Source organism: Bradyrhizobium sp. CER78 (genome assembly GCF_029846235.1).
Classification (GTDB): domain Bacteria; phylum Pseudomonadota; class Alphaproteobacteria; order Rhizobiales; family Xanthobacteraceae; genus Bradyrhizobium.
Genome location: NZ_JARVWP010000028.1, coordinates 1 through 22645, shown reverse-complemented (window position 1 = coordinate 22645; position 22645 = coordinate 1). Strand labels below are relative to the sequence as shown.

23 protein-coding genes are annotated in these 22645 nt (G+C 65.0%); 8 read left to right on the top strand and 15 right to left on the bottom strand.

The annotated features are described in order from the left end of the window. The first annotated feature begins 36 nt into the window (after nt 1–36). A complete protein-coding gene (locus QDT69_RS35170; protein WP_279711055.1) occupies nt 37–912 on the top strand; it encodes a LysR family transcriptional regulator in 876 nt (291 codons plus the stop codon). Between the two features lie 18 nt (nt 913–930). Here the strand turns inward: QDT69_RS35170 and QDT69_RS35165 are convergent, their stop codons facing one another. From QDT69_RS35165 to QDT69_RS35155, 3 genes are all read right to left on the bottom strand, one after another. After that, entirely contained in the window at nt 931–1782 is an 852-nt protein-coding gene (locus QDT69_RS35165) for a MaoC family dehydratase N-terminal domain-containing protein (RefSeq protein ID WP_279711054.1), read from the bottom strand. Nucleotides 1783–1997: 215 nt separating this feature from the next. Further along, complete coding sequence (locus tag QDT69_RS35160) at nt 1998–3098, bottom strand: CaiB/BaiF CoA-transferase family protein (RefSeq protein ID WP_279711053.1); 1101 nt, start codon at nt 3096–3098, stop codon at nt 1998–2000. An 11-nt stretch (nt 3099–3109) separates the two neighbouring features. Continuing rightward, complete coding sequence (locus tag QDT69_RS35155) at nt 3110–4279, bottom strand: acyl-CoA/acyl-ACP dehydrogenase (RefSeq protein WP_279711052.1); 1170 nt, start codon at nt 4277–4279, stop codon at nt 3110–3112. A 179-nt stretch (nt 4280–4458) separates the two neighbouring features. Between QDT69_RS35155 and QDT69_RS35150 the strand changes: the two genes are divergently transcribed. Further along, the gene (locus tag QDT69_RS35150) at nt 4459–5382 is read left to right on the top strand and encodes a LysR substrate-binding domain-containing protein (protein ID WP_050423797.1); all 924 of its coding nucleotides are present in this window, start codon (nt 4459–4461) and stop codon (nt 5380–5382) included. A gap of 161 nt (nt 5383–5543) precedes the next feature. On the opposite strand, the gene QDT69_RS35145 is transcribed toward QDT69_RS35150, so the two are convergent. From QDT69_RS35145 to QDT69_RS35130, 4 genes are all read right to left on the bottom strand, one after another. After that, entirely contained in the window at nt 5544–6134 is a 591-nt protein-coding gene (locus QDT69_RS35145) for a thiamine pyrophosphate-dependent enzyme (RefSeq protein ID WP_279711051.1), read from the bottom strand. After that, on the bottom strand, nt 6134–6691 hold the full coding sequence (locus tag QDT69_RS35140; protein ID WP_279711050.1) for a thiamine pyrophosphate-binding protein: 558 nt from the start codon (nt 6689–6691) through the stop codon (nt 6134–6136). Before QDT69_RS35140 ends, QDT69_RS35145 begins: the two co-directional genes overlap by 1 nt. Before the next feature lie 149 nt (nt 6692–6840). Continuing rightward, the gene (locus QDT69_RS35135) at nt 6841–7644 is read right to left on the bottom strand and encodes an isocitrate lyase/phosphoenolpyruvate mutase family protein (RefSeq protein ID WP_279711049.1); all 804 of its coding nucleotides are present in this window, start codon (nt 7642–7644) and stop codon (nt 6841–6843) included. A 68-nt stretch (nt 7645–7712) separates the two neighbouring features. Further along, a complete protein-coding gene (locus tag QDT69_RS35130) occupies nt 7713–8609 on the bottom strand; it encodes an alpha/beta hydrolase (protein WP_279711048.1) in 897 nt (298 codons plus the stop codon). A 107-nt stretch (nt 8610–8716) separates the two neighbouring features. Here QDT69_RS35130 and QDT69_RS35125 point away from each other — a divergent pair, with 107 nt between their 5' ends. Then, on the top strand, nt 8717–9226 hold the full coding sequence (locus tag QDT69_RS35125) for a MarR family transcriptional regulator (protein WP_279711047.1): 510 nt from the start codon (nt 8717–8719) through the stop codon (nt 9224–9226). A 10-nt stretch (nt 9227–9236) separates the two neighbouring features. Here QDT69_RS35125 and QDT69_RS35120 read toward each other — a convergent pair whose 3' ends face one another. The 4 genes from QDT69_RS35120 to QDT69_RS35105 all read right to left on the bottom strand — a co-directional run bounded on the left by QDT69_RS35120 (nt 9237) and on the right by QDT69_RS35105 (nt 14524). Beyond that, a complete protein-coding gene (locus tag QDT69_RS35120; RefSeq protein WP_279711046.1) occupies nt 9237–11078 on the bottom strand; it encodes a class I SAM-dependent methyltransferase in 1842 nt (613 codons plus the stop codon). Nucleotides 11079–11150: 72 nt separating this feature from the next. Then, the gene (locus QDT69_RS35115; RefSeq protein WP_279711045.1) at nt 11151–12425 is read right to left on the bottom strand and encodes a cytochrome P450; all 1275 of its coding nucleotides are present in this window, start codon (nt 12423–12425) and stop codon (nt 11151–11153) included. 206 nt (nt 12426–12631) lie between these two features. Continuing rightward, the gene (locus QDT69_RS35110) at nt 12632–13903 is read right to left on the bottom strand and encodes a cytochrome P450 (RefSeq protein WP_279711044.1); all 1272 of its coding nucleotides are present in this window, start codon (nt 13901–13903) and stop codon (nt 12632–12634) included. 240 nt (nt 13904–14143) lie between these two features. Then, the gene (locus tag QDT69_RS35105) at nt 14144–14524 is read right to left on the bottom strand and encodes a hypothetical protein (protein ID WP_279711043.1); all 381 of its coding nucleotides are present in this window, start codon (nt 14522–14524) and stop codon (nt 14144–14146) included. A 270-nt stretch (nt 14525–14794) separates the two neighbouring features. On the opposite strand from QDT69_RS35105, the gene QDT69_RS35100 reads away from it, so the two are divergent. From QDT69_RS35100 to QDT69_RS35090, 3 genes are read left to right on the top strand one after another with little or no spacing between them, the layout of a single operon-like run. Continuing rightward, complete coding sequence (locus QDT69_RS35100) at nt 14795–15943, top strand: DUF898 family protein (protein ID WP_279711094.1); 1149 nt, start codon at nt 14795–14797, stop codon at nt 15941–15943. Between the two features lie 4 nt (nt 15944–15947). Continuing rightward, nucleotides 15948–17066: a M48 family metallopeptidase gene (locus QDT69_RS35095; protein ID WP_279711042.1), complete on the top strand. Its 1119-nt coding sequence runs from the start codon at nt 15948–15950 to the stop codon at nt 17064–17066. Between the two features lie 31 nt (nt 17067–17097). Then, nucleotides 17098–17343 (top strand): hypothetical protein, encoded by a 246-nt coding sequence (locus tag QDT69_RS35090; RefSeq protein WP_279711041.1) that lies wholly within the window; start codon nt 17098–17100, stop codon nt 17341–17343. A 207-nt stretch (nt 17344–17550) separates the two neighbouring features. Here the strand turns inward: QDT69_RS35090 and QDT69_RS35085 are convergent, their stop codons facing one another. After that, nucleotides 17551–18699: an ABC transporter substrate-binding protein gene (locus QDT69_RS35085; RefSeq protein ID WP_279711040.1), complete on the bottom strand. Its 1149-nt coding sequence runs from the start codon at nt 18697–18699 to the stop codon at nt 17551–17553. A 400-nt stretch (nt 18700–19099) separates the two neighbouring features. Between QDT69_RS35085 and QDT69_RS35080 the strand changes: the two genes are divergently transcribed. Further along, nucleotides 19100–19312: a hypothetical protein gene (locus QDT69_RS35080; protein WP_279711039.1), complete on the top strand. Its 213-nt coding sequence runs from the start codon at nt 19100–19102 to the stop codon at nt 19310–19312. A 143-nt stretch (nt 19313–19455) separates the two neighbouring features. After that, entirely contained in the window at nt 19456–19860 is a 405-nt protein-coding gene (locus QDT69_RS35075) for a hypothetical protein (protein ID WP_279711038.1), read from the top strand. A 32-nt stretch (nt 19861–19892) separates the two neighbouring features. Here QDT69_RS35075 and QDT69_RS35070 read toward each other — a convergent pair whose 3' ends face one another. The 3 genes from QDT69_RS35070 to QDT69_RS35060 all read right to left on the bottom strand — a co-directional run. Then, nucleotides 19893–20888: a LysR family transcriptional regulator gene (locus QDT69_RS35070; protein ID WP_279711037.1), complete on the bottom strand. Its 996-nt coding sequence runs from the start codon at nt 20886–20888 to the stop codon at nt 19893–19895. 87 nt (nt 20889–20975) lie between these two features. Then, nucleotides 20976–22007: a MerR family transcriptional regulator gene (locus QDT69_RS35065; protein ID WP_279711036.1), complete on the bottom strand. Its 1032-nt coding sequence runs from the start codon at nt 22005–22007 to the stop codon at nt 20976–20978. Between the two features lie 451 nt (nt 22008–22458). Continuing rightward, the coding region (locus tag QDT69_RS35060) for a hypothetical protein (RefSeq protein ID WP_279711035.1) at nt 22459–22645 on the bottom strand (187 nt) is incomplete at its 5' end.

Here is a 22645-nt window from a genome sequence, read left to right as displayed (position 1 = left end):
CGCGCTTTGGCCGCGTGCCTCTGCTATGGTTGCGGCATGGATTTGCGTCACCTCGAACAGATTGTCGCGATTTGCCGTGCCGGAAGTTTCAGCGGGGCCGCGAAGGCGCTGGGCATCGCGCAGCCGACCCTGAGCAAGAGCATCGGCCGTCTCGAGGCCAAGCTCGGAATCCAGCTGTTCGAGCGGACCAATAGCAGCGCCCGTCCGACCACCTTCGGGAAGTTCGTCGCCGATCAAGCCGCGACATTGCTGCAGAACGTGGCCACGCTCGGCCATGAACTGGAGCAGATGGCAAAGGGCGAAGCGGGAATGCTCAAGATCGGCGTCGGGCCTGCGACGCGGTTGCACCCGCTGCCGAAAGTGCTGCGCAATGCGGCGCAGGCCTTTCCCCGGCTGCAATTCGTCACCCGCTATGCCGGGCCGAACTTGATGATGCGAGCCCTGCGCGCCGGGACCTTCGATCTGGTGTTCTGTAATCACCAGCTTGCGACGTCGCAGGACGATTTCATCCGCGTCAAGGTGTTCGAAGATCGTTACATCGTCGTGGCGCGCCCGGACCATCCGGCGCTGAAGCACGCACCGCTATCGGCTGCCGACATCGCACTGCTGTCGCTGGCGAGCGCCGGCCTCACGCCCGACTTTCGGGCCTGGCTCGATGTGTCGGGGGATCAGCAACGGCAAAACCTCGAATCGTTCCTGTCCGACGATTACGATCTCATCAAGCGGATGGCGCTCGAAAGCCATCATGTCGCCCGTGGTCCGCGCTTCGTCTTCGAGCAGGAGATCGCGCGCGGCGAACTGGTCGAGCTGCCGTTGGACGCGGATTTCCGCTATGAATGCTGGATGCTGACGACGAGCGCCAACTGGCGCTCGCCGATCGTCAAGGCTGTTGCCGGTTTCGCAAGGGATTAGAATAGCGGCGTGCGTCCCTTACCAGCTCGCCGTGCCCTTCATGGTCGGCTGGCCCTCGGCGTTCGCGGTCCACAACTCCATGCCGCCGTCCTTGTCGTTGGCGTTGACCGAGAACTCGCTGCCCTCGAACAGCGGCTGCACGCCGCGGTAGGTGAGCTTCTTCGGCGGTTTGCCGCCACGGAGTTTCGCGGCGAGCTCGACGATGAAGGAGGCCTGCAGCGGGCCGTGGAAGATCAACCCCGGATAGCCCTCGACCTTCGTGACGTAGTCGCGATCATAATGGATGCGGTGGCCGTTGAAGGTCAGCGCCGAATAACGAAACAGCAGCACCGGGTCGGAGACGTGGCTCTCGCGATGCTGCGCGACCGGGGGCGGCGGCGCCTTGGCCGGCGCTGCCGTCGGTGTGCTCGTCATCTCGCGATAGACGATGTCCTGCCGCTCGCGGACGGCAAGCCCGCGCGAGGTTGTGATCTCATGGTTGACCGAGACGAAGCACAGCGTGCCGGTCGAGCCCGATTTCACCGTGACGTCGGCAATCCTGGAGGTGCGCTTGGCTTCATCGCCGATGCGCAAGCTATCCAAGAATTCAAGCTCGCCGCCGGCCCACATCCGGCGCGGCAACGGCACCGGGGGCAGGAAGCCGCCACGGGTCGGATGACCGTCGGGGCCGAGCTGCGACATCGGAAACACCGGCTGCGCCAGGCACCAATGCGTGGTCCACGGCGCGGCATCGCCCGCCTTCGGCTCGCCGATCTCCTGGAACAGCGTCGCGCGCAGCCCCATGACAAGATATTTGGTGACGACGTCGGAGGCCTCGGTGGTCTTGCCGATCCATTGGCGGAGATGATCGAGGTCGAGTTTGTCGGTCATGACTGTGTTGCCCGAAGTGAGAGGTGTCTTAGTTAGCCTGCCGGCAGGCTCGGTGCACCTCTCCCGCTTGCGGGGGAGGTCGGCGCGCAGCGCCGGGTGGGGGGTCTCTCCACGGTGGGATTCGTGGAGAGAGCCCCCACCCCAACCCTCCCCCGCAAGCGGGAGAGGGGGCGCAGCTCATTCGTCGTTGGTATTTGAGGCAATCTCATTACAGCTTAGGAACGTTTGATGCGCTCGCCGATCGCCGGCACCTTGCCGTAGTGCCTGTCCTCGCCGACCACGATCGCGCCCGGCGCCGGATAGCTGACCTTGCCGTTCGGCGTGTCGACCTCGATGCGGCGCAGATGCGGATGCCTGGCGAGATCGTCCATGCTGTTGACCTCGGCAAAGGCGATGTCGGCCTCGGCAAGCTTCGCCAGTAATTCCTCGCGCGTCAGCCTGCCAAAACTGTCGCTGACGATCTGGTCGGTCACGGTGCGGTTGCGCACGCGCTCGACCATGTTGGCAAAGCGCGGATCGTCGGGCAGGCCAGGCTGACCCAGCACCTTGGCGCACAGCGTCTTCCATTCGCGCTCGCTCTGGATCGAGATCAGGATCTCCTTGCCGTCCTTGGAGCGGAACACGCCGTAGGGCGCGATCGAGGGATGGGCGAGGCCGATGCGCTTGGGCGACTTGCCGTCCTCGGCATTGAGCAGCGGCACGGTGAGCCAGTCGGCCATCACGTCGAACATCGATATCCGGATGTCGGCACCCTCGCCGGTGCGGCTGCGCCCGATCAGCGCCTCGAGAATGGACGCGTGCGCGGTGGCGCCGGTCGCGACGTCGACGATCGACATGCCGACGCGCGAGGCGCCCTCGGGCCCGCCGGTGATCGAGGCGAGGCCGCTCTCGGCCTGGATCAGCAGGTCATAGGCCTTGCGATCAGCATAGGGGCCGGTGTCGCCATAGCCCGTGATCGTGCACATGATCAGCTTCGGATAGTCCTTGCGCAGCCGCTCGCGCGAGAAGCCGAGCTTGTCCATCGAGCCGGGCTTCAAATTCTGCAACAGCACGTCGGCGCTCGCGATCAGCCGCTCCAGTTCTGCGCGGCCTTCCCTGGTGGCGAGGTCGACCACCGCGGAATCCTTGCCGCGGTTGAGCCAGACGAAATAGCTGCTCTGGCCCTTCGCCGCGGCGTCGTAGCCGCGGGCGAAATCGCCCTCGGGCCGCTCGATCTTGATGACATGGGCGCCGGCATCGGCGAGGCGTGACGAGCAGAACGGCGCGGCAACCGCCTGTTCGACGGCGATGACGGTCAATCCCTCAAGCGGCAGCATGATCTGAGAACTCAGTAGGAGCGGGGCATGCCGAGCACGTGCTCGGCGACGAAGGAGAGGATCAGATTGGTCGAGATCGGCGCCACCTGGTAGAGCCGGGTCTCGCGGAACTTGCGCTCGACGTCGTATTCCTCGGCGAAGCCGAAGCCGCCATGGGTCTGCACGCAGGCGTTGGCCGCTTCCCAGGAGGCATCCGCCGCCAGCATCTTGGCCATGTTGGCCTCGGCGCCGCAGTCGAGCCCGGCCTCATATTTGCGGGTGGCTTCCTTGACCATCAGCTCGGCCGCGCGCATCGAGGCGTAGGCTTTGGCAATCGGGAACTGGATGCCCTGGTTCTGGCCGATCGGCCGGCCGAACACGCTGCGCTCCTTGGCGTAGTTGGTCGCCTTGGCGATGAACCATTTGGCATCGCCGACGCATTCGGCCGCGATCAGGATGCGCTCGGCATTCATGCCCGAGAGGATGTAGCGGAAACCCTTGCCCTCCTCGCCGATCAGATTCTCCGCCGGCACCTTCATGTCGGTGAAGAACACTTCGGTCGTGGCATGGTTCATCATGGTGCGGATCGGGCGGATCTCCAGCCCCTTGCCCTTCACCTCGCGCATGTCGACGATGAACACCGAGAGCCCGTCGGTGCGCTTCTTGGACTGCTCCTTCGGCGTGGTGCGCGCCAGCAGGATCATCAGGTCGGAATATTCGGCGCGGCTGGTCCAGATCTTCTGGCCGTTGACGACGTAATGGTCGCCCTCGCGGCGGGCGAAGGTCTTCAGCGACGAGGTATCGGTACCGCTGGTCGGCTCGGTGACGCCGAACGCCTGCAGCCGCAGCTCGCCGGTCGCGACCTTCGGCAGATACTTCGCCTTCTGCGCGTCGTTGCCGTGCCGCAGCACGGTGCCCATCGTGTACATCTGGGCGTGGCAGCCGCCGCCATTGCAGCCGGCGCGCTGGATCTCTTCCAGGATCGCCGCCGCTGCCGAAAGCTTCAGGCCGGCGCCGCCATACTCCTCGGGGATCAGCACCGAGAGATAGCCGGCCTCCGTCAGCGCATCGACGAACTCCTTCGGATAGGCCATCTGGCGATCGAGCTTGCGCCAGTATTCGCCGGGAAACTGCGCGCAGAGTTTTGCGACGGCGTCGCGGATGTCTGAGTGGTCGTCGGTGTGCTGATCGTGTGTGGTCATTGGTTCTTCTTGTCGCGAGGTTGCACCAGAGCGTTTTCGAGCGGAGTGGGGATCGGTTCGCGTGAAGAAAACGCGTCAAAACAAGATTGCAGGTCAAACGCCCGCTGTTGTGGGGCCCTGGTAAACTCCCTATGCTGTTTTGTTATAGCGTATGAACCTGCCTTCCAGGATTGGCAAGTATGGATTTCCGCCAGCTTAGGACCTTTGCGTGCGTCGCGGAACTCGGGAGTCTGAGCAAGGCATCCGACACCTTGCGGGTCGCGCAGCCGGCGCTGAGCCGGCAGATCAAGCTGTTGGAGCACGAGCTGCGCACCGAATTGTTCACGCGCAACGGCCGCGGCATGGTGCTGACCGATGCCGGCCGGCTGCTGCTGGCGCGCACCGGCGGTATCGTGCGGCAGATCGACCAGATCCGCGACGACATCCAGTCCGCCGGTGGCGCGCCGTCCGGGCGCGTCGTGCTCGGGCTGGTGCCGACGGTGAGCTGCGTGATCTCGGCGCGGCTGGCGCGGCGCACGGTGGAACGTTATCCCGGTATCTCGCTCTGCATCGTCGAAAGCTACAGCGGCCATCTGATCGAATGGCTGCATCGCGGTGAGATGGACCTTGCGGTGATCTACGGCCCGTCGGTCGACCTGCATCTGGCGGTGCAGAGCCTCGGCCGCGACTCGATCGTCGCGGTCGGCCCGCGTGGCAGCGGGCTGAAGCAGAAGAAGCAGGTCGATATCGGCTGGCTGCTGCGGCAGCGCCTGGTGCTGCCCAGTCATTCGCACGGGCTCCGCGCCATGATCGAGCATGCGGCGGCGAAGAAGAAGGTCACGCTCGACGTCAAGCTCGAGGCGGATTCGTTTCGGGTGCTGACGAGTTTGGTCGAGGAGGGGCTCGGATACACCATGCTGCCGCCGTCCTCGGTGCGCGGCGAGGTCGCGGAGGGCCGGCTGGAGACCGCGCCGATCGCACGTCCCGCGCCGCGGCGCGAACTGACGCTGGCTTCGCCGGTCGAGCATCCCGGCTCCAACGCCATCACGCTGATCGCAAGATTGCTGCGCGACGAGGTCGCCGCCTGCCGCGCCGAGGGGCTCTGGGATATCCAGCTCGCCTGAGCGCGGTTGCACTCATTTCCGTCATTGCGAGCCACCCGGTCGGCGCGTAGCGCCGCCGGATGACAGACTCCGCGAAGCAATCCATTCGTCCACACGCGCGGAGAGATGGATTGCTTCGTCGCTATCGCTCCTCGCAATGACGGTGGATACATTGTCCGCTTTCAGCTGACCTTGAAGCCGAGATGGCCGCGGAAGCGATTCTTGAGGTAGGTGCCGTCACGTGGCGGCAGCGCGCGCTCCACTTCGCCGGCGGCGATCCGAATGCGCGCGAGCCGTGGGCCGCCGCCGAGATCGCGCAGGCCGGCACGGAAATTCTCGATGCCGGCCATGTCGGCGATATCGGAGACATTGCCGATGCCCGCGCCGCTCGCGATCACTTCGAGCTTTGCGCCGAGGCCGGAGTGACTGGGCTGCATGCCGGTCTCGCCGAAATGGCCGTTGTCGAGCACTGCGATCGAGAGATTGCCGGGCTGCTTGGTTGCGACCGTCAGAAGGCTGCCGATGCCCATCAGCTGCTCGCCGTCGCCGGTGACGACCAGCACCGGCCGTTTCGGCTGCGCCAGCGCAAGGCCGAGCCCGACCATCGCCGCGCCGCCCATCGCGCCCCAGAGATAGAAATTGCCGGGATGCTCACCGGCATCGAACACGTCGTAAGAGGAAGAGCCGAGCCCGGAGATCACGAGCAGGTCGCCGCGGTCGGCAAGCAATGCCTTCACGGCGGCGCGGCGATCGAGAGTGCCGGTTGCTGACATCAGTGCGTCTCCTTGGTCCACTTCTTGCGGCCGATCATCCGCTGCGAGATCAAGACCGCGACCTGCTGGTCGCCGTCATAGGCGAGCGAGGCGGCGGCCGAGATCACTTCCTCGGCGTCGTCGGGGTTCTCGAGGCGCAGCACCGTCGTGCCCATGATCTCGAACGCCTGCGGCGTCGCCCGGCCCATCGGGATCTGCCAGGGATTGAATTCGGCCCATTCGCCGCGCATCGTCACCAAGGTCAGCAGCGGAAAGCGGCAGCTCGCCATCAGCGACAGCATGTTGACGCAATTGCCGACGCCGCTCGATTGCATCAACAGCACCGCGCGGTCGCCGCCGAGCCAGGCGCCGGCGGCCATCGCCACGCCTTCCTCCTCGGTGGTCAGAACCGTGGTCTTAATGCCGGCATCGGCATGCGACAGCTTGATCAGCTTGGAATGACCGGCATCGGGAACGTAGGACACCTGCGCCACGCCGAAACTCTTCAGCGTGCGGTAGATCGCAACCGGCCAGTCGGTGCTGGTCGCGCTGTCCTGGTGTACGGCAATCTGGTCCATGATGGCCTCGGTACGGGACGCGCAGTGGCGCGTCCTCATACCGAAGGGCTTAGCGCAGGAAGAGATTTGGCTCCCGTCGCATCTTTTTCGCGCAGCTATGCCGGAATTGTATATCCCGGCGTTGCGAGATCAGAATGGTGCCGTCGCGGTCAAATCTCAGGCCGCAGAAACGTGCCGTATTGCTTGCTGGCAGCGACCGTTGCGGCGGCCTGTCCGATCACGCGCATCGCCGCCATCATCGGCCAGGGCCCGAGGCTGATCCTGCGCACACCGACGCGGGCGAGATCGCCGATTTCGGGCACCCCCTGCGTCACCATGATGTTGACCGGGAGCGGCGTCAGTTGCACGAACTTCTCGATCAGCGCGAGGTCGGTCAGCCCAGGCACGAAAATTCCGTCGGCGCCGGCATCGGCATAGATCTGCGCGCGCCGTGCCGCCTCATCCAGGCATTGCTCCGGCGAGCCGAACTTCAGCAGAAACGGTTCCGTTCGCGCATTGATGAAGAGATCAATTCCGAGTTTTTGCGCGGCACTCCGCATGGCCGTGATCTTCGCGGCATGCTGCGCGGGATCGACGAGTTGCCGTTTTCCGCCGACAAGTCCGTCCTCGAGATTGATGCCGATCGCGCCGGCCTTCAGGATCCTCGCCGCTGAATGCGCGGCAGCGTCCGGCGTGTCGCCATATCCTGCCTCCAGATCGATCGATACCGGAACTGGCACCGAAGCGGTCATCCGCGCGACCAGACCTTCCACCATGTCGAGCGGGGCGTTTTCTCCGTCGGCATAGCCGAGCGCGGATGCGACCGCGCCGCTGCTCGTCGCCACCGCAGGCGAACTCTTCGCGATGGCCTTGGCGGTGGCGACGTCCCAGGCGTTGAACAGGACGAGCGGATCGCCCTGTTTGTGCAGACTGCGAAACGTTTCGGCGTGGTGTTGCTGTGTCGTAGCGTCCATTGCGAGCACTCCTCTTCAAATGCGAAAAACGTTTTGGTTGGCGTAGCCGCTGATTGCGGCGCGCCTGCTCAGGCGGCGGCGTGGGTCGTGAACCAGTCCATGATCAGACTGGTGACCTCGGCCTCACGCTCGAGGTGCGGGAAGTGCCCGACATCGGGCAGGACGACGCGCCGATGTGGCCCCTTGAACAGCGGCTCTTCCTTGATCGAATAGCGCGCTGTCGGGTCGTTGCCGCCATAGATCGTCAGTGTCGGCGTATGCATGTCGTTGATCGGCAGCCGGCCCGCAACTCCCGCATCGACCAGGCCGTTGTAGTATTTCAGCGCCGCCTTCATGGTGCCGGGAGAGCTGAGCGTCGCCTTGACCGAGCGGAGATGCTCGTCGTTCTCCAGGGTTGGCGACCACAGCTTCCAAAGGTAGTCGACGAAGGGAAGTCCCTCGATGTTGACCGCCGCGTGAGCGCCGGGCACCGTAAAGAAATAGACATGGAAGACCGATCGAACGGCATCGGGATCGCTTCTGAGGCTCGGGATTGTGATCGGGTGCGCGGTGTTCATGACCACCGCCGCCTTGATCGCCGACGGCGCCGTGGCCAGCGCCTGGAAGGTCGATGTGCCGCCCCAATCCATGCCGACGACGCAGGCCTGTCCGTCGTCGCTCAGCGCGGCGATCAGCGCTTCGAGATCCTGGCCCAGTGCGATCGGATCGAAGATGCCGTCAGCCGGAATCTCGGTCGGCGCATAGCCGCGCAGGAACGGCGCGACCGCGCGATACCCGGCATCCGCGAACGCCTGCAGTTGCTTTCGATATGACCAGGCGTTGTCGGGAAAGCCGTGCATGAACATGACCAGCGGTCCGCTGCCCTGTTCGAGATAGCCAAACCGCACGCCGTTGGCCTGCACGTATTTCAGGGCGGGTTCGCTGCTGGCGTCAGGCCTTGCCAATGCGGTGCTTCGGGTCGTCATCGCTGCGCTCTATTTTTTATCGTTGTCGCTCTGCCGGCTAAATATGTGCGCGGCGCACATATCTGGTCAAGTTGTTTTTTGTGCGCAGCGCACATATTGTTGACGGCATGGAAAACGGAATCGCCAATCTGCTGGGCGCGCTGTCGCTCGCCGTCATGGATCGCATCGAGCAGGGTGCGCGCGAGGTCGTCGGCCGCGGCGGCGAGACGCCCGCGGCGCTGATCGTGATCGGCTATGGCCAGGGCATGACCAACGACAAGCTGAGGCGGATCCTCGGCCTGTCGCATTCCGGAACGGTCCGGCTGGTCGATCGCCTGGTGTCGGATCGGCTGGTCGAGCGCCGGGCCGGCAAGGACGGCCGCGAGGTCGCCTTGCACCTGACGCCGTCAGGCGCCGCGTCCCGCAACGAGCTGCTGGCATCGCGGATATCGGCCGTCACGTCGCTGCTGGATGTGCTGTCATCGGCCGAACGGAAGCAGCTCGCAACGCTGATCCGCGAGCTGCTGGCAAGGCAGGATACCTCCGAGATGGATCGCTTCACGATCTGCCGGATGTGCGACGACCGGGTCTGCACCAATTGCCCGCTGCCGACCAACAAGGGCCAGCACGGCCACTAGCACATTGCCGTCAGTGCGCGCGTTTGTGCGCCGTGAAGACGTACATGTCCCAGAACGTCTCGGGGTGATCGATCTCGAAGCGGTGCCATTGCTCCAGATTGGTCTCGTCGGCCGCGCCCGCAAACTGCTTGCGGAATTTTTCCAGCACCGCCGGATCGTCGAACGGCTCGAACCCCCCGAACGACAGGCCATGCTCGTTCAGGAACGCCGCGATCTCCGGAATCGTGAGGCGGTGCTCCATGACGTTGAACAGCAGGTCGCGGCAGCCGCTCATGCTGTAGAAGTCCTTGGCGCCGATCAGCGGTCTCCATTGCTCCGCCTCGCGGAATATCTCCCGCCGGCACCGCCTGATGTCGTCGGCGGTGGCGCGATAATTGCGCGCTGCGATGCGGGCGCGCGCTTCCACAATGACGCGGCGCGCCAGCTCGCTGTACAGCCCGATGCGCATCGTGCCGCCGGGCCGCAGCAGCGAGACCAGCACGCGCCAGCCGGCAAAAGGTTCGGCGAGATGGTGCAGCACGCCGACCGACTCGATGCTCTCGAAGCTGCGGCCGATCGCGCCCAATTCCAGGATGTCCGCCTGTGCGTATTCGATGTTGCGCAAGCCCAGCTCGTGCGTCTTGCGGCGCGCATAGGCGAGGCTGGTCATGCTGATGTCGACCGCGAGCAGGCGTGCATTCGGATAGACCTGCGCGATCTGGATCGCGTGCGAGCCGGTGCCGCAACCGGCGATCAGGATATCCTGCTCAGCCTGCTGTTCCGCGGTCGCGACCGTCTTTCCCCGCGTCCGATCGGCGACGAATGCCGTCAGCGGGTTCACGGTCCAGCGCGGATAGGGGTTTTCCTCGTACTGGCGCATCACCTCGACCGATACGTCGTTCTTGATCGGGGTGAGCGTCGCAATGGCGCGGCGCTCGTCCATCTCTTCGCGCGGTTCGCGAAGCTGCACCCGCAACAGGCCGGTTGTGGCCGCAGGCCAGTCCCGGCGCAGCAGCGCGTCCGCTGCCGGCAGGGCATGAAGCGGGAAGTAAGCGGCGACGACAGCCAGCGTGAGCGGCGTGATCGTGGCGCCGGATGCCAGCTCCTGCAGCAATCGTTCGCGCAGTGCATCCGCACGTTCGGCTTCCGCCTCGGTCTGTGCATGCGCATATTCGTTGATGAAGCATTGCCGGGCGAGCGCGCATGCAAAGCCAACGATATCATCGTCGGCTTCATGCTGCACCTGCTCGCTCGCGAGCCGCAGCAGCTCCGCCCGTGCATGTCCGAGCAGCACTTCGAGCTGCATGCTCGCCAGCGTCGTCGCTTCCATCGCGCAGCGCAGGAACAGGTCGGCGGCAAGCGGGGCCAGGCTCTCGGTGCCGAACAATTCGGCGTTCGTCACCGGTAGCGGCCACCTGCCGGCAATCCGCCCGACATAGCGAGTGACGGTCGGACTTTGCAGGATGAAGCCGACGGCCTTTGCGTCCATGCCGAGCGCGAGCGCCTTGCTGAAATGCGCGGCGGCTTTGCCGCGATTGCCCAGTGCCTGATATGAATTGCCGGCGTTGTAGTGGCAGGCGGCGTTCACCTCGTCCGCAGCGATTGCCTTCGCGAAGGTTTTCACGGCTGCCCGATGATCGCCGGATGCCTGCGCCATCAGGCCGAGCAGGTTCAGGCTCTGCACATGGGCAGGCTCGCGCGCAAGAATGTCCCGGCAGATCTCTTGCGCTTCGTTGAAGCGGCGCGTCCCGTAGAAGCGGCTGGCCTCGGCGGTGAGGTCGGCAATGCTGACGCCCGCCGAGCCGAAGCCAGGTGCGCTCTTTCCGGACGCGTCCCGCTGCTTACCGGCCGCGCGCCGTTCTTTTCGGTTCATGGTTCGTCAACCGGCCCAAGCTGCAAGACGCGGCAAGACATAGGGCCGATCGCAATTGCAGCCAAGGATTATTCAGCCCGGGATCCGAACCGGCAGGTTCTCGATGCCGCGGACGAAGCTGGAATAGACCCGCTTCGGCTCGCCGACCACCTCGATGCGGTCGAAGCGCTTCAGCATCTCCTGCCAGACGATCTTGAGCTGCAGTTCGGCGAGCCGCATGCCGACGCAGCGGTGGATGCCGAAGCCGAACGACAGATGGATGCGCGGCCGGGCGCGATCGATGATGAACTCGTCGGGACGGTCGATCACCTCGTCGTCACGGTTGCCGGAGACGTACCACATCACGACGCGGTCGCCCTTCCTGATCGTCTTGCCGCCGATCTCGGTGTCCTGGAGGGCGGTGCGCCGCATATGCGCCAGCGGCGTCTGCCAGCGGATCACCTCCGGCACCATGGTGTCGATCAGCTCGGGGTTCTCCTTCAGCTTCCTGAACTGGTCCGGATGCTCGTGCAGCGCCAGCACCGAGCCGCTCATGGTGTTGCGGGTGGTGTCGTTGCCGCCGACGATCAGCAGGATGATGTTGCCCATCAGATTGTCGGGATCCATGTGCCGCGTGGCATCGCTATGCGCCATCATCGACAGCAGATCGTTGCGTGGGGCTGAGTTGACGCGCTCGTTCCAGAGCTTCGAGAAATAGGCGTAGCACTCGTCCATCTCCTGCCGGCGCTGTTCCGGCGAGTCGACGATGCCGCTCTTCGGCAGCGCGGTGGAGACGTCGGACCAGCGCGTCAGCTTGCGCCGCTCCTCCCAAGGGAAGTCGAACAGCGTCGCCAGCATCTGGGTGGTCAATTCGATCGAGACGCGCTCGACGAAATTGAAGGTCTCGTTGCGCGGCAGATTGTCGAGCACGCTGGCCGAGCGCTGGCGGATCAGCTTCGCCAGCTCGTCGAGATGATCGGGCGTGAACATCGGCGACACGGTCTTGCGCTGGTGAGCGTGCTTCGGCTGGTCCATCGCGATGAAGCTCGGATAGTCGTAGCCGGGCGGGACGTCGCGGATCGAGATGCCGCCGAGCGTGGAATCCGAGGAGAAGATGCCGTGGCTGGTGTCGACATGCATGATGTCATTGTACTTCACCACGGACCAATACGGCTCGATCGGCGCATTGGTGCAGTAATGTACCGGCTCTTCCTTGCGCAGCCGCTCGAACCACGGCCACAGCGTGTCGTTCTGGAATAGCCGCGGCGCGCCGGGATGGAAATCCTTCAATGGCGTCGCATAGGCTTCCTCGCGCGCCTGGCGCAGCAGCTCGGCCCGGTCGGCACGGATGGCGGTCTGGACGTTCATCTTCATTGGCTCCGGCGGCGGTTCTTACCTCTCCCGCTTGCGGGGGAGGTCGCTGCGCTCGAAGAGCGCGGCGGGTGGGGGCTTTCTCCACTCAGAGACTGTTTCTGCGGTGGCACCCCCACCCCAGCCCTCCCCCGCAAGCGGGAGAGGGAGTACAGTCTCGTCGTGGTCACAGTTCAAACTCAACTTGCTGATTTCGTCACGCGTCAGGCGGCAATGCGCACGGGCAGCGTCTCGTAGCCCTTGATGAAGCTGGAATACACCCGCTGCGGCTCCTCGACCACCTCGATGGTGTCGAAGCGCTTGAGGATCTCCTCCCAGATGATCTTGAGCTGCAGCTCGGCGAGGCGCAGGCCGACGCAGCGGTGGATGCCGAAGCCGAACGAGATGTGGGTGCGCGGCCGGGCGCGATCAATCAGGAACTCGTAGGGCTTCTCGATCGCCTCCTCGTCGCGGTTGCCCGAGACGTACCACATCACGACCTTGTCGCCCTTCTTGATCTGGCGGCCACGGAATTCGAAGTCGGCGAGCGCGGTGCGCCGCATATGCGCGAGCGGGGTCTGCCAGCGGATCACCTCGGGCACGAAACTGTCGATCAGCGCGGGATTTTCCTTGAGCTTGCGGTACTGCTCCGGATGCTTGCTGAGTGCGTAGATGCTGCCGGACAGGGTGTTGCGCGTGGTGTCGTTGCCGCCGACGATCAACAGGATCAGATTGCCGAGGAAGTTCTTCGGATCCATGTTCCGCGTGGCGTCGCTGTGCGCCATCATCGAGAGCAGATCGCTCTTCGGCGGCTGGCCGGAGCGCTCCTTCCAGAGCCGCGCGAAATAGCCGGCGCATTCCATCAACTCGGCCTGCCGCTCGTCCTCGGTGGCGACCAGGCCGCCGGCGCCGGGCAGGGTGGTCGCGACGTCGGACCAGCGCGTCAGCTTGCGGCGGTCTTCCCAGGGGAAGTCGAACAGCACCGCGAGCATCTGCGTCGTCAGTTCGATCGAGACCTTGTCGACCCAGTCGAACACCTCGCCGCGCGGCAGATTGTCGAGGCATTCGGTCGAGCGCTTGCGGATGTTGATGGCGAGCTCGTCGAGATGCGTCGGCGTGAACATCGGCGCCACGGTCTTGCGCTGCGCCGAGTGGCGCGGCTGGTCCATCGCGATGAAGCTCTCGCGGCGCAGATCCGGCGGCACGTCGCGGATGGTGATGCCGCCGAGCGAGGCGGCCGAGGAGAACACCGAATGGTTGGTCTCGATGTCCATGATGTCGTTGTAGCGGGTGATCGACCAGTACGGACCGAACATCGAGTCCTTGCAATAATGCACCGGATCCTCGCGGCGCAGCCGGTCGAAATACGGCCAGAAGGTATCGGTCTTGAACAGCTCGGGATGGCCGGGATCGTAGTCCGACAGCGCAAGCGTGTTGGCGCGTTCGCGTGCGGCGTCCAGATGGGTGGTATCGACGAGATCGATGGTCCCGTGCATGAGCGGCTCCTCAACCGTTGCAGCAGCCGGGGCATCGCCGGCGCGCTATGTTTTACCGAATTACATTCTCATTCCGCGGTTTGCGCAAGGGGCCTCAGCGCGCATTTGGCCGCATTGGTAGCCGGCCAAAGCGGCCGAATCCGGGCCTTTCGCGGTGACGGAGGGGCATGGCGGTGATCACGCCCGTTTGAAACGCCGTTTGATTTGGTCTGATGGTGTCGTGCGATCGGTGCGGGGCGGCTATTGGCCGGCGGGCTTTTCGCCGTCGGGTTTTTCGCAGGGGTAGGTGTCCTGCATGCCCCACAGCAGCAGCGAAGCGATCGCCACATCGCCTTTCGCCGCCCGCTTCTCGGCTGACTTGAGCATGATCGCTTCGGTTTGCTCGGTGGTCAGTGCGAGGTCGCCGGGCATGCAGAACAGCATCTGGCCGCCATGGCGTTTGAGCCAGGCATTGGAAGCCATCATGCCGCCCCTTGCGCCATCCAGGTACATATAATTGAAGATGCGATAGTTCTCGCTCTTCGGATTGCGGTAGGAGTCGAGGCGTATATCGGCGGCCGCAGCGGGAGCTGCCGTGAGCGCCAACATCCATGCCGACAACATCCACTTGTTCATCGCCATCTTCCCTCGCGTGCGGCGGCGCGTTCCTTCATCGCCTGATTCGTAAGTCATGCGATTGCCTCCCCGGGTTCGAAGCTCACGCTCGACCGGCAATGGGGCAGGAAAGACCGCGCCGTTTCCGGCAGCCCTGTTAAGGCATAGCCAACCGCGCCCGGCCAAAAACCGCCCCCGGCTCTCGACCCCGTGTGAAACCTGGATCACACTCGCAGCGACAAACCTGTGCTTTTGTGCGCAGAGATTGTCTTGTCCTGGAGCTGTTCCGTGAACGACATGAGCTGGACCCCGCCGGGGCCACCGCAGCCGCCGCCGCAACCGGTTCCGCCGCCGATGCCGGTGGCGTTTTCAGGCAACCGGAAGGAGTTCTTCCGCCTGGTCGCGCGCGGCGCCGGGCTCGAGCTCGTCACGGTCGGCTTCTACCGGTTCTGGCTCACCACCGACATCCGCCGTCACCTCTGGTCGAACACCCTGATCGACGGCGATGGGGCTGAATATACCGGCCGCGGCAAGGAGCTCCTGATCGGCTTTCTGGTCGCGCTCGCGATCCTGGTGCCGGTCTATCTCGGCTACGCCCTGCTCGCCATCGAGGCCGAGCACGGCCAGACTTTCTCCTCGTTTCCGCTGGTCGCCTTCTTCTATGTGTTCGGTCAGTTCGCGATCTACCGCGCGCGGCGCTACCGGCTGACCCGCACGGTGTGGCGCGGCGTCCGCTTCTGGATGAGCGGCTCGGGCTGGATCTATGCGCTGAAGGCCTCGCTGTGGGGCTTCCTGGTCGTGATCACGTTTGGCTTTGCGCTGCCGTGGCGCGAGGCCGCGCTCGAACGCTACAAGATGCAGCATTCCTATTACGGCGATCTGCAAGGCTCGTTCGAGGGCCGCGGCTGGGAATTCTTCAAGCGCGGCTGGTGGCTCTGGCTGTTGATGCCGTTCGCGATGGTGACGATCTTCGGCCCGTTCGCCTATGCCGCGTTCAAGGCGATCGAGTGGCGCTGGTGGCTGTCGGGCATCCGCTTCGGCGAGGTCAGGCTGGAGTCCACCATGCCGCGCAGCGCGCTGATCGGCCTGTACTGGAAGGTGATCGGCTGGGCAATGCTGCTCGGCACCGTGTTCCTGGCCTATCTCGTGCTCTGCATCTTCCTGGCGGCCAGCATCGACGGCTCCTCGATCGAGACCTTCTTCAAGACCGAGGCGTTCGCCAAGAGCATTCCGCTGATGGTCCTGCTCGGCATCGGCTATCTCGCCCTTGCGCTCGCGATGAACGTCGTGATGCGGGTCTATCTGATGCGCGATCTCTGGGTCCGGGTGCTGTCGACGACCATCGTGCACAACATCGGCGCCGCCGCCAACGTCACCGCGCGCGGCGATCTTGCCAATGCGCTCGGCGAAGGTTTTGCCGACGGCCTCGACGTCGCGGGATTCTAGCGTCATGGAATCCGATCTCGACCAGGCCAATTCCGCGGCGTCGCCGGTCCCGGGCGCGGTGTTCTTCGATGGCGCATCGAGCCGCCGCCGCGCCGTCGCGCTCCGACTGTCCGATGCGCTGGAGATCAGGCAAGACGGCGAACTGCTTGCGCGCTGGGCCTTTGCCGACATCCGCCGTGCCGACAGCCCGTCCGGCCTGCTGCGGCTGAGCTGCCTGACGGCGCCGCCGTTGGCGCGGCTCGAGATCCGCGACGCGCAACTGATCGCCGCGCTGGTCGCGCGCTGCGACAGGCTCGAGCAGGACCGGCCGAACCGCAAGGGCGTCGCCGGCATCGTCGGCTGGTCGCTCGCGGCCGCGGTGTCGATCGTGCTGGTGGTGCTGTTCGGCGTGCCGCTCGCCGCCGAGCGGCTGACGCCGCTGGTGCCGGACTCATTCGAGCGCCGCCTCGGCGATGTCGCCGAAGCGCAGGTCAAGGTGGTGTTCGACGGCAAGCCGTGCAGCAACGCGGCCGGACAAGCGGCTTTCGAGAAGCTGGTCGGCAAGCTGCGGGAAACCGCTGGCCTCGACAATTCGGTGCAGTCGGGCGTGCTGGCAACGCCGGTGCCGAACGCCTTCGCGCTGCCGGGCGGCAAGGTCTATCTGTTCGAGGGACTGCTGGAGAAGGCCGAGAGTCCCGACGAGATCGCCGGCGTCCTGGCCCATGAGCTCGGCCATCTCCGCCAGCGCGACAGCATGCGCGAGCTGATCCACAATGGCGGCACCTCGTTCCTGATCGGCCTGTTGTTCGGCGACATCACCGGCTCCGGCGCGCTGATCTTCGCCTCGCGCTCGCTGGTGACCTCGTCCTATTCGCGCGACGCCGAGACCAACGCCGATACGTTCGCGATCGAGACCATGCACAAGCTCGGCCGCCCGGCGAAGCCGATGGGCGAACTGATGTTCCGCGTCACCGGCAAGGAAGGCGGCAAGGGGCTCTCGCTCGTCGCCAGCCATCCGTTGACCGAGGACCGTCTCGAACGCATGGGCAGGGCGGACGCCGACACTCTGACGATCGGCAAGCCACTGCTGTCGGCCGCCGAATGGCAGGCGCTGAAGGGCGTGTGCGCATCGGGCAAGACGTGAGGCGAAGGGGTTTCGACGCTGGAGCAATCCCATGCCGCGTGACGACAGATACTGGTTTCCCGCCAAGCGCTACGGCTGGGGCTGGGGACCTCCGAACAACTGGCAGGGCTGGGCGGTTCTCGTAGGCTTCGTGGCGCTGGTCGTCGTCGCCGCCGCGATCACCCTCCCGCACGCGCCGGCTCGCTTCATCGGCTGTGTCGTCGTGCTGGGCGTCCTGCTCACCGCCGTGTGCTGGTGGAAGGGCGAGCCGCCGCGGTGGCGATGGGGCGGCGACTAAAGCGGTTGATTTGGTTGCGTCGGCTTGCCGCGGTTTCGATTCACCTCTCCCCGTCGGGGAGAGGTCGGATTGCGAAGCAATCCGGGTGAGGGCTCTTAGTCTCTCGATAGACCGCAACCCCTCACCCGATTTGCTGCGCAAATCGACCTCTCCCAAGGGAGAGGTGAACCTCCGATGCCATTCCAGCAGTAGCTGACGGCCGAACCGCTACTTCACCAGCCGGAATTTGCCGCCCTCGACCTTGATCAGGAACGCGGAGCGCTCGTCATAGCCGTTGTGGTCGGTCGGGCTCATGGTCGAAAGGCCGTTGTTCAGATAGACGTCCTTGCCGCGCTCCAGCTCGTCGCGCAGCGCGGCGCGGAATTCCGGCGTGCCGGGCTTTGCGGTCTTCAGCGCGTTCGCCGCCGCCCGCTTGAACAGCGTGACCGCGTCCCACAGATGCGCGCCGAAGATGTTCGGCTTTTGCCCGTTGGCCTTCTCGTAGGCCGATACGAACTCGTCGCGCGCCTGGCGGAACGGATCGCTCGCCGGCAGATCGTCGGCGATGGTGAAGGCCTCGCCGGTGAAGACAGCGCCCTCGACATTAGCGCCGCCGAGCTTGATGAATTCCTCCGACGCGACGCCGTGGGTCTGGAAGATCTTGCCGGCATAACCTCTGCTGCGCAGCGCTTCCTGCGGCAGCACGGCCGGCGTGCCGGCGGAGGCGATGAACACCGCGTCCGGGTTGGTCGCGATCACCTTCAGCGCCTGGCCCATCGCGCTGGTGTCCGAGCGCGCATAGACCTCATGGGTCGTGACGGTAATCCCGAGCTGAGGGGCCAGCCGCGACACCTCCTTGTAGTAGCCTTCGCCGTAGCCGTCGGAGACGCCGATATAGCCGAGCGTCTTGATGCCGGACTTCGCGATGTATTTCAGGATCGCCGCCGCCATCAGATCGTCGTTGGGCACCACCTTGAATGCCCAGCGGCGGCGCTCGTCCATCGGCTGCACGATCGCGGTCGCCGCGGCGAGCGAGATGATCGGCGTCTTCGCCTCGAAGGCGACGTCGAGCATCGGCATGGTCACGGGGGTGAGCGAGGAGCCGATCAGGATGTCGACGCCGTCCTGGATCACGAGGCGGCGGGCGTTCTGCGTGCCTTTGGTCGGATCGGACTCGTCGTCGAGCGCAATATAGGTGACCTTCTCGCCGCCGATCTCCTTCGGCAGCGCAGCGATGGTGCGCATCTGCGGCTGGCCGAGCGCCGAGCCCGGTCCGGATCCCGACACCACGACACCGACCTTGATGTCGGCACGTGCATCCGGCGCAACCAGCATCGCGCCCGCGAGTAGCCAGAGTCCGGCCACAGCCAGCTTCATTGCAAATCCTCCCAGCAAGGTCTTTTTGTTCAATGTGCGGACGATGATAGCCGACCGGTGTCCGGGTGCGCATCATATCGATTCCGCCGGATGCGTCTGTCCCCCTGATTGGGGACACTCGATTGGGGCGCCGGATCGATCGCCGGAATTGCCGCGTTGCAAACCCGTCCTGAAACGTCGCGTTTACCACTTCCCTAAAGGCCGTGAGAACCAGTTTCCCTAATCGGGCGGCAACGACCTCCTGCTACTGATGGACGGGAAAAGGGAGTACGAACCATGTTCAGCATCGTTCGGATCCTGGCTTTGATCGCATGTGCGCATGCGGGATCCGCGTACGCGGAAATGCCGTCTAACGGCTCGCGGCCTTTGCAAGCAGTCCACGTCCACGCAGTCGATGCCGATGCGTGAACCTCATTCGATCGCGCCCGAGCACGCGCGCGCCATCTGCGACGAGATTGGCGAGAGACTGCGCTATGTGCTGCGCGGCGATTACGCCGATCTGCCGCCGAGGCTGCGAGAGCTCATGGATGAACTGTCCCTGCAGGATTGCGAGGCGCCGTCGCTGGTGCCCGCGATGGCGGACATGACGCGTCCGCTGGTCGTTGCCGCCTAGGTCTTGCCCGACCCATGAGCGGTCGCCACGTTGCTGATTGTATCCTGAGCGTGGTCACACCGCAGCGAACTCGCACCGAATGGCAATTTTACGCAGTTGGATGTGTGCTAGCCTGCATCACGGGATGGAGGGGAGATGCTTCGTTGAGGCGCGTTCTGATTGTTCTGGGCGCATTGTTCGGCGCTGTGGTCGTTTTGATCGGTGCCGGTACATATTTATTTGCTTACCAATTGACGCGATATGAGGCTTATCCAGCCTTCATGGAGAAGGACCTTCCAAAAGGCCGAGTTTCTTACGACGAGTTGAAGCGCGCCTTCTCTCAATTTGCAGAAAAGGCATTTCCGGTCGGCTCCGATGCGAAAGGCGCGATTGCCCAAGCCATCGAAGCGGGCTTTCAGATGGCACCGCCGGATCGACCGAACTCGGCCGAACTTCTGTGGAGTCGCCATGCGGGACCCTGTAACGAGCGATACTTCATTACGATCGACCAGACGGCAGATGGAAAGGTCGCGTCCGTAACGGGAAAGCTTTTTCCGGTTTGTCTCTAGGTCGTGCGGTTTGGGTCGCGGCGCTGCGACGCCTACACGTTCTTCGCGACCTTCCGCGTCCGCGTCGGTCCGGCACCGGCGATCGCCGGCTTGATATTCCACACCGCGCGCACGCTGGCGAAGGCGTGGGCGATCACCGGCTCCTGGCGGCGGGCGGCGAGGCTGACGAAGGAGAGATCGCAGGTCAGCTTCACCTTGTCGGCGACCACGAACTGATGCGGGCGCGCCATCCGCGGCGCCAGCACGCTGTCGCGCGCGAGGCTGAGGCAGAGGCCGGATTCGACGAAGTCGATCATTGCCTCTTCCTGGTCGGTGTAGCCGACGCGCTTTGGCAAGGCGCCGAGCGGCCGGAAAATGTCGTCGAGCAGCCGCCGGTGACCGGAATGCGGCGGTGTTGCGAGCCAGGGCAGCTCGGCGAGCTCCGCCCAGCCCTTGCCGATGACGCGGTCCCGCCAGCCGATCGGCGCGATCACGCGGTAGTCGTAGCAGAGCAGCGGCGCCAGCTGGTAGCGGCCGTCGGCAATGGTCCGTTCAGTGAAGCTGTGATGGATGAGCTGCTCCTGCGGCGTGGCGTCGACATAATAACCGACGTCGAGTTCGCCCCTGCCGATCTGCGCCAGCACGTCGTCGCTGACGCCATGGCGCAGGAAGACCTCGGTGCGTTGCGAGGACATCGCAAGGCTGCGCACGAACGGTCCGAGCCGGGTGAATTCCGGGTCGAGGATGGTGCCGACGCGCAGCGTGCCGCGCTGCGCCTCGTTCAGCGAATCCGCCATCGCCTTGAAGTCGGATGCCGCCGCCACCGCCCGGTGCGCCAGCGGCAGCAGCGCGGCGCCGGCCTCGGTTAGCGTGAAGCCGCTGGGTGTGCGGTTGAACAGCTGCAGTCCGGTGCTTTCCTCGAGCGCCTTGAGTTGCAGGCTGACCGCCGGCTGGGTCAGTTTCAGCATCGCTGCAGCGCGCGATACAGTGCCCTCACGGGCAACCGTGATGAAGCAACGCAAGGCCTGGGTACGGGGAAGCTCGGTCATCGCGTGTGCTTATAGCACACTTTTCCGAAGTGCATCTGACCTGCGTCGTGCATTGTCATGTAATGATAATACAACCAATACGAGAAGTCAGGATGGCAGCCACGCTACCATGCCTTCGGTGCGCGCGCGCACCTCCGGCGAGGCGAGGCAGGTCGCAACCGCTTCATAGCCCGCCGCGCCGGGAATGGGCCGGACGCAGATCGGCAGGCTGTGATTGGCCGGGCACAGGATGATCGCTTCATCGTCGCCGACGGCGTCGAGATCCAGGATCGCGCTGGAGCGCGTCAGGAAGAACAGCGGCCGCGCCTCCGGTCCACGACGGCGCAGATGCGCGATCACCGCCTCCTGGCTGGCCGCATCGAGCCCTTGCTCGAGCATGTCGATCACTGGGATGGCGCCGTCGTCGGCCTCGAGAACGGCGAGCAGGGTGGTGAGCGCGGCAGAGTCCACGGCGCCATCTGCCAGCAGGACGACAAGGCTCGCCTCGACCCGCGCCTTGTGCGCCGGGTCGGCATCGAGCCGCGCGCGAACGGCCGCACCGCCGTCGGCGGCACGGTCCAGTCCGACGAAGCTGGCGCCGGGCAGCGCTTCTGCGAGCCGCTGCGCGAGGCGCGTCTTGCCGCTGCCGAGCGGGCCGACGATGTAGTTCAGCGATTTGATATCGCGCAGCTCGAAGCGCTCGCCGCCCCACGGCCATGGCAGGTCGAATGCGACGCCGATTGCCGGCCGCGCCCTGACCGCACCGATGAGGTCGCGCGTCGCGGGCATTTTGCCGCAGCCGAGGTCGGTGCGCAGCCGACGCACCCGGGCGATGCTGTCGCCGCATTGGCGGATGCGTGTTTCGAGCGTGGCCTCGTGCGCGGCCAGCACGCGGCCGAGGATGGCGGCGTCGCCGTTCAGGATCCGCGCCACTTCGCCGACGCTGAGGCCGAGCGCGCGCAACTCGACGATCTCGGCGCAGCGGGCCATCTCGACCGGACCATAGGCGCGCCATCCCGCCGGCGTGCGGCCGGGCGCGATCAGGCCGCGCTCCTCGTAGAGGCGCAGCGCTTTGGCCGAGATGCCGAGCTGCCTTGCAGCTTCGGACGGGCTGAGGAAACGGGCAGCAGGAGCATTCATCGAATCACCTCGCGTCGTCTGACCGCGCCTCTATGGAGGCGGCCGCAGGGGCCAGGTCAAGCGGGGGAGGGGGACGATTTCGCATCCTGCTGAGCGAACAGTAAGGTGAGCACGCTGCACAGGCTCCCTCTCCCACGCAACCGGGGTCTACCCCGGTTGCGCGTCATAAGTTTGCGCAAGTCGGGCAGGCCCGACTTGCGGGTGCGAGAGGGTGGGGAGAGGGGTGGCCCCGGGCACGATGATCTATGAGTGCATCGCACTCGCAACTTGTTGGCTCGTCACTTTGACAGATACGGAGAGAGCACGTCGTGTGGCACCCCTCTCCCTAACCCTCTCCCGCAAGGGGAGAGGGAACCCTTTCGCCGGTACGTCCCTCACCGATTGCCGTCCCCATCCGCAGCTGTCATCGCCCGACTCGACCGGGCGATCCAGTACGCCGCGGCCTCTCTGCTCAAGCACTGCTGCCTCTGGAATACTGGATCACCCGCTTTCGGCTTTCGCGGGTGATGACACCGCACTGTTTGAAATCTTGAATCGAGTCATCGCCAGCGTCGTCCTGGCGAAAGCCAGGACCCATTACCCCAACTGCGCATTGTTGCGCGACGCTGGGGCCGCAGCGTGCTCTGCAACGCAACCCT

What these genes read in the sequence shown, in the direction of transcription:
- QDT69_RS35065 (WP_279711036.1), bottom strand. Translation starts at nt 22,007, where the DNA reads ATGAATGCTCCTGCTGCCCGTTTCCTCAGCCCGTCCGAAGCTGCAAGG.
- QDT69_RS35120 (WP_279711046.1), bottom strand. Translation starts at nt 11,078, where the DNA reads ATGAACCGAAAAGAACGGCGCGCGGCCGGTAAGCAGCGGGACGCGTCC.
- QDT69_RS35165 (WP_279711054.1), bottom strand. Translation starts at nt 1,782, where the DNA reads ATGACCGACAAACTCGACCTCGATCATCTCCGCCAATGGATCGGCAAG.
- QDT69_RS35135 (WP_279711049.1), bottom strand. Translation starts at nt 7,644, where the DNA reads ATGGACGCTACGACACAGCAACACCACGCCGAAACGTTTCGCAGTCTG.
- QDT69_RS35140 (WP_279711050.1), bottom strand. Translation starts at nt 6,691, where the DNA reads ATGGACCAGATTGCCGTACACCAGGACAGCGCGACCAGCACCGACTGG.
- QDT69_RS35150 (WP_050423797.1), top strand. Translation starts at nt 4,459, where the DNA reads ATGGATTTCCGCCAGCTTAGGACCTTTGCGTGCGTCGCGGAACTCGGG.
- QDT69_RS35145 (WP_279711051.1), bottom strand. Translation starts at nt 6,134, where the DNA reads ATGTCAGCAACCGGCACTCTCGATCGCCGCGCCGCCGTGAAGGCATTG.
- QDT69_RS35160 (WP_279711053.1), bottom strand. Translation starts at nt 3,098, where the DNA reads ATGCTGCCGCTTGAGGGATTGACCGTCATCGCCGTCGAACAGGCGGTT.
- QDT69_RS35125 (WP_279711047.1), top strand. Translation starts at nt 8,717, where the DNA reads ATGGAAAACGGAATCGCCAATCTGCTGGGCGCGCTGTCGCTCGCCGTC.
- QDT69_RS35080 (WP_279711039.1), top strand. Translation starts at nt 19,100, where the DNA reads ATGCGTGAACCTCATTCGATCGCGCCCGAGCACGCGCGCGCCATCTGC.
- QDT69_RS35090 (WP_279711041.1), top strand. Translation starts at nt 17,098, where the DNA reads ATGCCGCGTGACGACAGATACTGGTTTCCCGCCAAGCGCTACGGCTGG.
- QDT69_RS35170 (WP_279711055.1), top strand. Translation starts at nt 37, where the DNA reads ATGGATTTGCGTCACCTCGAACAGATTGTCGCGATTTGCCGTGCCGGA.
- QDT69_RS35070 (WP_279711037.1), bottom strand. Translation starts at nt 20,888, where the DNA reads ATGACCGAGCTTCCCCGTACCCAGGCCTTGCGTTGCTTCATCACGGTT.
- QDT69_RS35110 (WP_279711044.1), bottom strand. Translation starts at nt 13,903, where the DNA reads ATGCACGGGACCATCGATCTCGTCGATACCACCCATCTGGACGCCGCA.
- QDT69_RS35130 (WP_279711048.1), bottom strand. Translation starts at nt 8,609, where the DNA reads ATGACGACCCGAAGCACCGCATTGGCAAGGCCTGACGCCAGCAGCGAA.
- QDT69_RS35095 (WP_279711042.1), top strand. Translation starts at nt 15,948, where the DNA reads ATGGAATCCGATCTCGACCAGGCCAATTCCGCGGCGTCGCCGGTCCCG.
- QDT69_RS35155 (WP_279711052.1), bottom strand. Translation starts at nt 4,279, where the DNA reads ATGACCACACACGATCAGCACACCGACGACCACTCAGACATCCGCGAC.
- QDT69_RS35085 (WP_279711040.1), bottom strand. Translation starts at nt 18,699, where the DNA reads ATGAAGCTGGCTGTGGCCGGACTCTGGCTACTCGCGGGCGCGATGCTG.
- QDT69_RS35115 (WP_279711045.1), bottom strand. Translation starts at nt 12,425, where the DNA reads ATGAACGTCCAGACCGCCATCCGTGCCGACCGGGCCGAGCTGCTGCGC.
- QDT69_RS35100 (WP_279711094.1), top strand. Translation starts at nt 14,795, where the DNA reads ATGAGCTGGACCCCGCCGGGGCCACCGCAGCCGCCGCCGCAACCGGTT.
- QDT69_RS35105 (WP_279711043.1), bottom strand. Translation starts at nt 14,524, where the DNA reads ATGGCGATGAACAAGTGGATGTTGTCGGCATGGATGTTGGCGCTCACG.